This window comes from Thermoplasmata archaeon, assembly GCA_038874435.1.
Classification (GTDB): Archaea; Thermoplasmatota; Thermoplasmata; order Lutacidiplasmatales; family SKW197; genus SKW197.
Map to the genome: position 1 here is coordinate 41,977 of JAVZCK010000014.1, position 8,105 is coordinate 50,081.

General features: G+C 43.6%; 6 protein-coding genes and 1 tRNA gene. 4 read left to right on the forward strand and 3 right to left on the reverse strand.

Features of this window, described 5'->3' with window-relative positions:
* The first annotated feature begins 48 nt into the window (after positions 1 to 48).
* The gene (locus QXD64_06495) at positions 49 to 927 is read left to right on the forward strand and encodes a zinc metalloprotease HtpX (protein MEM3396964.1); all 879 of its coding nucleotides are present in this window, start codon (positions 49 to 51) and stop codon (positions 925 to 927) included.
* 33 nt (positions 928 to 960) lie between these two features.
* On the forward strand, positions 961 to 1,536 hold the full coding sequence (locus QXD64_06500; GenBank protein ID MEM3396965.1) for a hypothetical protein: 576 nt from the start codon (positions 961 to 963) through the stop codon (positions 1,534 to 1,536).
* Between the two features lie 7 nt (positions 1,537 to 1,543).
* Here the strand turns inward: QXD64_06500 and QXD64_06505 are convergent.
* A tRNA-Asp gene (locus tag QXD64_06505) sits at positions 1,544 to 1,616 on the reverse strand.
* An 88-nt stretch (positions 1,617 to 1,704) separates the two neighbouring features.
* On the opposite strand from QXD64_06505, the gene QXD64_06510 reads away from it, so the two are divergent.
* On the forward strand, positions 1,705 to 2,694 hold the full coding sequence (locus tag QXD64_06510; protein ID MEM3396966.1) for an isocitrate/isopropylmalate dehydrogenase family protein: 990 nt from the start codon (positions 1,705 to 1,707) through the stop codon (positions 2,692 to 2,694).
* On the opposite strand, the gene QXD64_06515 is transcribed toward QXD64_06510, so the two are convergent.
* Together QXD64_06515 and QXD64_06520 are read right to left on the reverse strand one after the other, a co-directional pair.
* Positions 2,691 to 3,830, reverse strand: a complete 1,140-nt coding sequence (locus QXD64_06515; GenBank protein ID MEM3396967.1) for an SPFH domain-containing protein — start codon at positions 3,828 to 3,830, stop codon at positions 2,691 to 2,693. The two genes, QXD64_06510 and QXD64_06515, sit on opposite strands and share 4 nt — an antisense overlap.
* A 42-nt stretch (positions 3,831 to 3,872) precedes the next feature.
* Complete coding sequence (locus tag QXD64_06520; protein ID MEM3396968.1) at positions 3,873 to 4,817, reverse strand: cation diffusion facilitator family transporter; 945 nt, start codon at positions 4,815 to 4,817, stop codon at positions 3,873 to 3,875.
* A gap of 111 nt (positions 4,818 to 4,928) precedes the next feature.
* Here QXD64_06520 and QXD64_06525 point away from each other — a divergent pair, with 111 nt between their 5' ends.
* The gene (locus QXD64_06525) at positions 4,929 to 7,841 is read left to right on the forward strand and encodes a DNRLRE domain-containing protein (GenBank protein ID MEM3396969.1); all 2,913 of its coding nucleotides are present in this window, start codon (positions 4,929 to 4,931) and stop codon (positions 7,839 to 7,841) included.
* Positions 7,842 to 8,105 lie beyond the last annotated feature (264 nt).

Below are 8,105 nucleotides of genomic sequence, written 5' to 3' on the forward strand. Positions count from 1 at the left end.
TTTGCAATCTCCAAAAATTTTAAGTAATTCAATTCTAAATTATAAATCATGAACCCTCAATTACGAACTGCTGGTCTTTTCATACTTCTCACAGGGCTGCTCGTTGGTATTGGCTATATAGCAGGGTATTTCCTTGGTAACTCTATCGAATTTGTATTCCTATTCCTTGCTCTGGCAATCTTTATCAACCTGTTTGCCTACTTCTTCAGTGACAAAATAGTACTCTGGTCTTACGGAGCTAGAATCGTGCAAAGACATGAATATCCTAGGTTGTTTTCAATCGTTGAAGATGTGGTAAATCGTGCAGGCATCCCTATGCCCAGGGTGGCAATAGTCCCAGTTCAAACTCCAAATGCATTTGCAACCGGTAGAAACCCTAAAAACGCAACCGTGGCTGTGACAGAAGGCATTCTATATCTGTTAAACGATAAGGAACTTGCAGGTGTGATTGCCCATGAGGTTGCCCACATCAAAAATCGAGACATTCTTGTGATGACAATTGCCTCGGTAATCGCAGCAGCAATATCCATTATTGCGAGGTTTGTGTTCTACTCTATGTTTTATGGGGGAAGAAGAGACAGGGAGGTAAACATAGTTGTGCTCGCCCTTGCGGTACTTGCCGCAATCACTTTGCCAATCGCTGCTATGCTTGTCCAGCTTGCGATTTCTAGGGCTAGAGAATACAAAGCGGATGCTACAGGTGCTAAATTGATAAGAAACCCAATTGCGTTGGCAGATGCTCTGCGAAAACTTGATAAAGGCGTTCACAGGAGACCATTGAGTACTGGAAACCCAGCAACTTCGTCACTTTTTATCGTCAATCCGTTCAGTGCTAGCACCATTGTAAACTTACTATCCACACATCCTCCAATAGAGAAAAGGATTGCTAAACTTGAGGAAATGGCAAGAAAGTATGACTATTTGTGAAGGGTTATATACAAGAACCCTCTAAACGCATTTGTGGAACCTAATTATCACTTGCTTCGCAGAGGAGTGCACATTATTGGATTACAACTCACCTTGATTTATTATCTTATTCCATCAACACTTTTCTTCTCACCACTGGATAAAAATTATGCGATGCTCGTATCTCTCATCTGTGTTTTTGAATTTGAATACATTCGTGTGACCAGAGGTTGGGAGATTCCAGGGATTAGGCCCTATGAGAGATACAGGTTTTCTGCGGTTTTGTGGTCCGCAATCGGACTTTTCATCTGCTATGTTATGTGTCCCTATTTTATTGGGATTCCGGTTGTGGTTGCTACTGCCTGGGTGGACCCTTTGATGGGTGAACTTAGGAGAAATAACTTCAAGTTTGTGCCTGAGATAGGATTCGTTGTGTATTTCCTCATTTTCCTTTCCTTTCTATCATACCTTTCTAATCTTTCCATGATTAACATCCTATTCATAAGCTTGGTTGCTGCAGTTGTTGGCATTCTTTGCGAAACACAAAAAAACTACTATCTAGACGATAATTTTCTCCTCTTAACGTTTCCTGCAATTGCAGCGATGTGCTTGATCACCTTCATGTTCTGAAGAAAAGCGCCCTGGTCGGGATTCGAACCCGAGTCCCAGGCTCGACAGGCCTAGATGATAGACCACTACACTACCAGGGCTTGAAGAGCAGAATACATGTGTGATTTTTAATTCTTTCGGAACAGATTTCAACAACCACTATAAATATGTCCAATCTATCCGAATAACATGCGACAGATCTGCGTCATTCCTGGGGACGGCATTGGACCCGAGGTAATGGAGGCCTGTGTTAAAGTGCTAGAAAGTGTAACCAACAAATTGAAATTTGTTCCTGCGGAGATAGGGATGAATGCTTATAGGAAATGTGGTAAATACTTACCTGAGGAAACAGTCCATCTGCTCCAGCACACAGATGCTTGCCTCTTTGGGGCCATAACTACACCTCCAACACCCGACTATCGCTCTCCATTACTCGCCATTCGCCAGGGCCTGAAACTTTATGCAAATGTGCGTCCCGTGTGCTCATTAATTCCAGATAAACGAAAGATAGACCTAGTAATAATAAGAGAAAACACTGAGGACTTATATGTGGGGCTTGAAGAATTTCATGGCAGTTATGCGGTGGCTGCAAAAATTGTGACAAAAGAGGCATCAGAAAGGATTGTGGACTTTGCCATGGGTTATGCTAGAAAATATGGGAGGAAAAAAATTACCTGCGTGCACAAGAGTAATGTGCTCAGGAAGACGGATGGGCTTTTCGCAGAAATTTTCAGGACAAAAGTTCACGGTACAAATTTAGAGGCAGAGGAGGTGTATGTAGATACATGTGCCCTTAACCTTGTCACTTCTCCTGAGAACTTTGATATTATTCTCACCCTGAATCTCTACGGAGATATTCTTTCAGATCTGGCTGCTGGACTTGTTGGAGGCCTCGGCTTTGCACCTTCTGCAAACCTTGGAGAAAACTATGCCATGTTTGAACCAGTGCATGGGAGCGCTCCCTCTCTTGCTGGTAAAGATGAAGCAAACCCTACTGCTATGATACTCTCAGGGGCAATGATGCTGGATTACCTGGGAATGGAGCACGAGGCAGCACGCATCCGCAAAGCCATCAGCAATGTTTATGCCTCAGGTGTTAAAACAATGGACATTGGTGGGAACATAGGTACTAGAGAATTTACAGAAATAGTGGTGAAAGAGATAGAAAAGGAGATTTAGCCTACCCTTTCTTTCTTAACCACCTTTTTTTCAGTAATGTCTTCATCTGGCGTTCGGAATTTGTCAGCCCCTGTCTTGGTAAGCATATCTGTTTGCTCCGCTTCTTTCTTAAATTCCTTATCAAGTTCACTGATTTCGCTCTCTATCTCGGAGTGCTTCGGAATTGGACCAAGAATGTCGTCAACCTTTCCAACTGTCTTCTCAATTTCCTCAACTTTGAGTGGTTCCCGTTCTGGCACCTTCCTACCCATTCCTAAATATTCTGCGGCCCCTTCCACGAGTTTTGTCACCTCAAATGGAATTATGAACTTTGTAGATGCCCCTTCACCTAGTTTCTTCACTGCCTCAAGGGAAAGCACAGTGAGGGATTTCTGGTCAAGTGGCAGAGCCCCGACAGAAAGAATGCGGAGCCGCTGGGCTTCACCCTGTGCCTCCAGAATAGTCCCAAGACGATTGCCCTCTGCAACCAGAATTCTTGACTGTCTAATACCTTCTGCCTCCAGAATTTTCGCTCTCTTCTTACCTTCAGCCACAAGAATTGCAGAGCGTTTCTCACCATCAGCACGGAGGATTGCTGCCCTTCTCTGTCGTTCTGCAGCGGTCTGCTCTTCCATTGCTGACTTCACTGGTCCAACAGGGTCAACCTCCCTGATTTCAACTGCCTCAACCTTAACGCCCCACTTGTCTGTTTCCTCATCTAAAATGTCTCTCAACCTTGCATTTATTTTTGCTCTATTGTAAAGAATTTCATCCAGCTCCATGTCTCCAATCACAGACCTAAGCGTTGTCTGGGCTAATGCAACTGTGGCAATTCTGTAGTTTGTGACTTCCATGTACGCTTTTTTCGGGTCTATTACCTTTATGTAAATTATTGCGTCCACATTTGTGGGAGAGTTATCTTTAGTAATAACTTCCTGTCTCGGAACATCTAGCACCTGGGTTCTCAAGTCCATTCGAATGACATCAGTAATAAGTGGCACAACAAAATTGACACCTGAGTGCATAATCCCACGATAAGTGCCCAGAACTACCTTTATCCCTTGTTCATAAGGTGCAATTATTTTCACACCGCTTGCTGCAATCGCAAGCACAACCAAAATCAACACCACTGCCAGCAATATTATCAATAGGTCCATTTTACCATCTCCGTGTGGAAATGAGTTTGTAATATATTAACCTTAGCTTTGTGCTTTTTTGCTACACCTCGAAACTTGATTACAACCATTGCATTTGCCGTCACATGGCTCAATGTGGACCATTGCATGGGTACCTGGGATTTCCCTTGCAATCTCTTTCTCAATATGGTCTGCGAGGTCATGAGCAGCCTGAATTGTTTGGTCTTTGGCAACAACGATGTGCATATCAAGGTAAGTTTCACTCCCTGATTTTCTAGAACGGAATTTGTGGTATTCAACAAAGTTGTCTTTGTGCAAGTTGACAATCTCCATCACTTTCTTTTCCTCCGCTCTGCTCAGCCCCGTATCCATAAGCTCCTTGGATGCCTTCAAAACCAATTCTACACCTATCTTTATGATGTAGATTGCCACCAGAATTGCAATGATGGGGTCGAGAATTACATGGCCTGTTATTCTTATCACCAAGAGCCCGAGAAAGACGCCAAGCGAGGTGTAGACATCTGCACTCAGGTGGGCTGCATCTGCTTCCAGAGCGGCCGAAGATGTCTCTCTTGCCACCTTTTTCAGGTTGAGAGAGACGAGGATATTAAGGATTGTGGAAACAAGCATCACGCCAATGCCCAGTTCCATAAAAACTATCTCTCTCGGCAAAATAATACGGTCTATTGCCTCGTGGATTATGAAGACTGCTGCAAAAATTATGAGGGAGGCCTCAAGAAGGGCAGAGACGCTCTCTATTTTCCCGTGTCCATAAGAATGCTCTTTATCTGGAGGTTTTGATGCTTCTCTGACGGCATAGGTGGCTATCAATGCGGCCACAAGGTCATTGAGGGAGTGGAGGGCTTCTGAAATAATACTGATAGAACCAGAAAAGATTCCAACTATGAGCTTAAAGAAAGTTAAAAATGTATTTGACGCAACAGAAAGATAGGCGGCTTTTTTCTTTTTCTTGGCGTTACCAACGTTTTTAAGGGGTATCTTTTCCACAAGGGGGAATGACGCAAAGAATATTTGGGATTTTCTATATGCCAATAAACATATATATACCATTTGGATATTAGGTTTAGAGGATGACTTAATCATAAAAAGGTGAAGAAAATGAATGTGAGAAAATACCAATCAGCACTTCTAATCTGCGCTCTTTTTGTAGCGAATACAATCTCGCTCCTCTCTACAGCGTGCATCTGTCCTACTTCGCTCGAAGAAAACCTATTGTCCGACTCCACCCGAGATTCCATGGTTATCCAGCCCACACCAGCAGATATGTTAGATACCTACATATCTCAATCAAACCCTACCTTAAACTACGGGATTAACAACACATTAAAAGTAAATGGAAGCAATCCAGAAAAAGTTCTTCTGAATTTCCCAATTTCAATGCCCTCTGGAAGTGTAATTACTGCTGCAACGTTGAGATTGTATTGCTATTATGCAGAAAACCCTAGCGAAACTCTTACTATAGGAGCTTACAAAATGCTCCGTTCATGGGAAGAGGGATATGGAAACGGCACTTCCTCAATTGGCGCCACATGGTATGTGAGGGACTCGAGTAATAGCTGGCAGAGTCCTGGCATGGCTGCAGGAATTGACTATGATTCCACTGCAGTATCAACTACAAATGTAGCCGGGGGTTCCATATGGTATTCCTGGAACATCACATCAGTTTTCAGAGAATGGGTCTATGGGACCGCTCAAAATTTTGGACTGGCACTACAAACAAACTGGGGCAGCGGGAAATACTTCTATTCCTCAGATTGCGGAATCCAGCAATACTGGCCAAAGATAGAAGTGACATACTTCATAGACACGACACCACCCGTGACGACTGCAACTGTTGTTGGTACAATGGGAGCAAATGGCTGGTACACAACAGCGGTCTCTGTCAACCTCTCTGCAACTGATTCAGGAATAGGTGTGGACAAAATATATTACAGAATCAACTCGGGAGGCTGGCAAGAATATATTGGCAACATTTCAATATCTAATGAGGGCTGGTATAACATCAGTTATTATGCTAAGGATAAGGTGGGAAATACGGAAACCGCGAAAACAGTCCAAGTTAAGGTGGACCTGGCTGCACCAAGCACTGAAGCGTATCTCACAGGAACACAAGGTGCTAACGAGTGGTATGTCTCGCCCGTGACACTTACCCTCCAAGGAGCAGATACGGCTTCTGGGGTGAACAGAACATACTACAAACTAAACACATCACTCCAATGGCTAGTTTACACTGGACCCATAACCTACACAAACGATTCGTACTACACTGTGGAGTTTTATTCGATTGATTTTGCTGGGAGGCCAGAAACACCCAAAAGTATAACCTTTAAAATTGACAAAACCGCTCCGAATACCACATGCCAACTAACTGGCACATCTGGAGAAGGAGGCTGGTTCGTTTCTGAGGTAACTGTGAAACTCACCAGAAATGATAACAGTTCTGGTGTCTACGAAACTTACTATAGATTGAATTCCTCAGACAATTGGATGCTCTACACCCAGGAATTCGTGGTGTCTGAGGAAGGTATCTATACCCTAGAATACTATTCAATTGACGATGCCGGTAACAACGAGGGCGTAAAACAAACGACAGTTAAAATCGATCTTACACCGCCTGAAGTCACTATAAATATCACTGGAAATCTCACATACTCCAGCTGGTACAACACAAATGCCACAGTTTCCATCACTGGTTTGGACCTTTCAGGCATCTCAGAGATCCAGTACAGTATTGATGGTGGCACCTGGGAGAACTACAGTTCTAGTGTAAAAATTTCTGCAGGGATGCACACATTTGAATGCCGAGTGAAAAATGGAGCAGGTCTGATAACGACAAACACAACCCAGATAAATGTTGATACCCAGAAACCTCTTTCCACTGTGAGATTGACTGGCGACCTCGGAGCATACGGGTGGTACATCTCCAATGTCGTTGTGAACCTCACAGCCGAGGATGATATCTCAGGCATCAGCGAAATTGCATACAGATTCGGCGAGGGCTATGATTGGCAGGTCTACACAAATGAAATCTATTTGAGCACTGAAGGTACCACAATCCTCGAATATCGAGCGGTAGATGTTGCAGGCAACATTGAGGCTGTGCGAACCATTACCATCAAAATAGATTCTACACCCCCAACCACCCAGTACAACATCTCAGGAAAAAATGGAACAAACAACTGGTTTACTGGGAGAGTTGTTCTCAAACTCATGCCTGAGGACTATACGTCCGGCGTTACTGAGACATTTTATAGAATTGGTGCAAGTGGGGACTGGGCAAGATATGTTTCTGAACTCTCTTTCGACGATGGTTCTTACGAAGTTTACTTCTACTCCGTTGACGTGGCTAGAAACAAGGAAACTGTGAAAAATGTATCCTTCAAAATAGACACCATCGCTCCTGATGTAAAACATGGCCAGATTACAGAATGGCTCTACTCAGAAGAAATTCAAGTGAGTATAACGGTTTCAGAGTTTGGGAGTGGAATTGCCGACGCACGTCTTTATTACAAAAACCCGACTTGGGGATCCTATAGGGATGTAAGAATGACAAGTTCTGATGGAAAAACCTACTCTGCCACTATCCCTAAGGACGATGTGACTCTAGATGGAATCCAGTATTACATAGAGGTGCGAGATAATGCAGGCAATAGTGTGAGATTGCCTTCTGGTGGCAGTAATACACCTTACTTCATCTCAACACACATAAATTACTGGTACCTTCTGTTGTTGATTCCTCTAATATTGGTAATTCTTTTTGTGGTCTTGAAATATCTAGACTACTGGGACGACTTTGTTCTCCTCTTCAAACCGAAGAAGAAGGAAAAGCCGAAACAGGAGAGGCCTCAGCCACCACCTGTTGTAAAGTGTGTAAGCTGTAACTATCCAATTCCTCATGAGGTTGTGAACCAGGCATTTGTGTGTCCCACCTGTGGTGCAGTGCTTCACCCTGCATGTGCTTCCAGGTTAACCACCTGTCCTAACTGCGGCACAAACATCCATCCTCTGTGAGAAAAATAGAAGCAAAGAACAAAAAAGTTGCCGCTCTGATCGCCCATCAGTCATCGGGTCATAAAGAATAGCCATTACAAATCTTTATTTGGGAGAGGCATATAAAAACCTCCTTGGGTAGAAAGGAAGCATTCGCGGTGTGTCCCATTTGGAGCAAGATGGGACACCCTCTCTTTTCTAAGTAATGTCTCCATGCATCCATATTCCCAATTGAAGTCTCACCCAGTGCCTCAGTATAATACCTATCATGCTGATGTGTGCCAT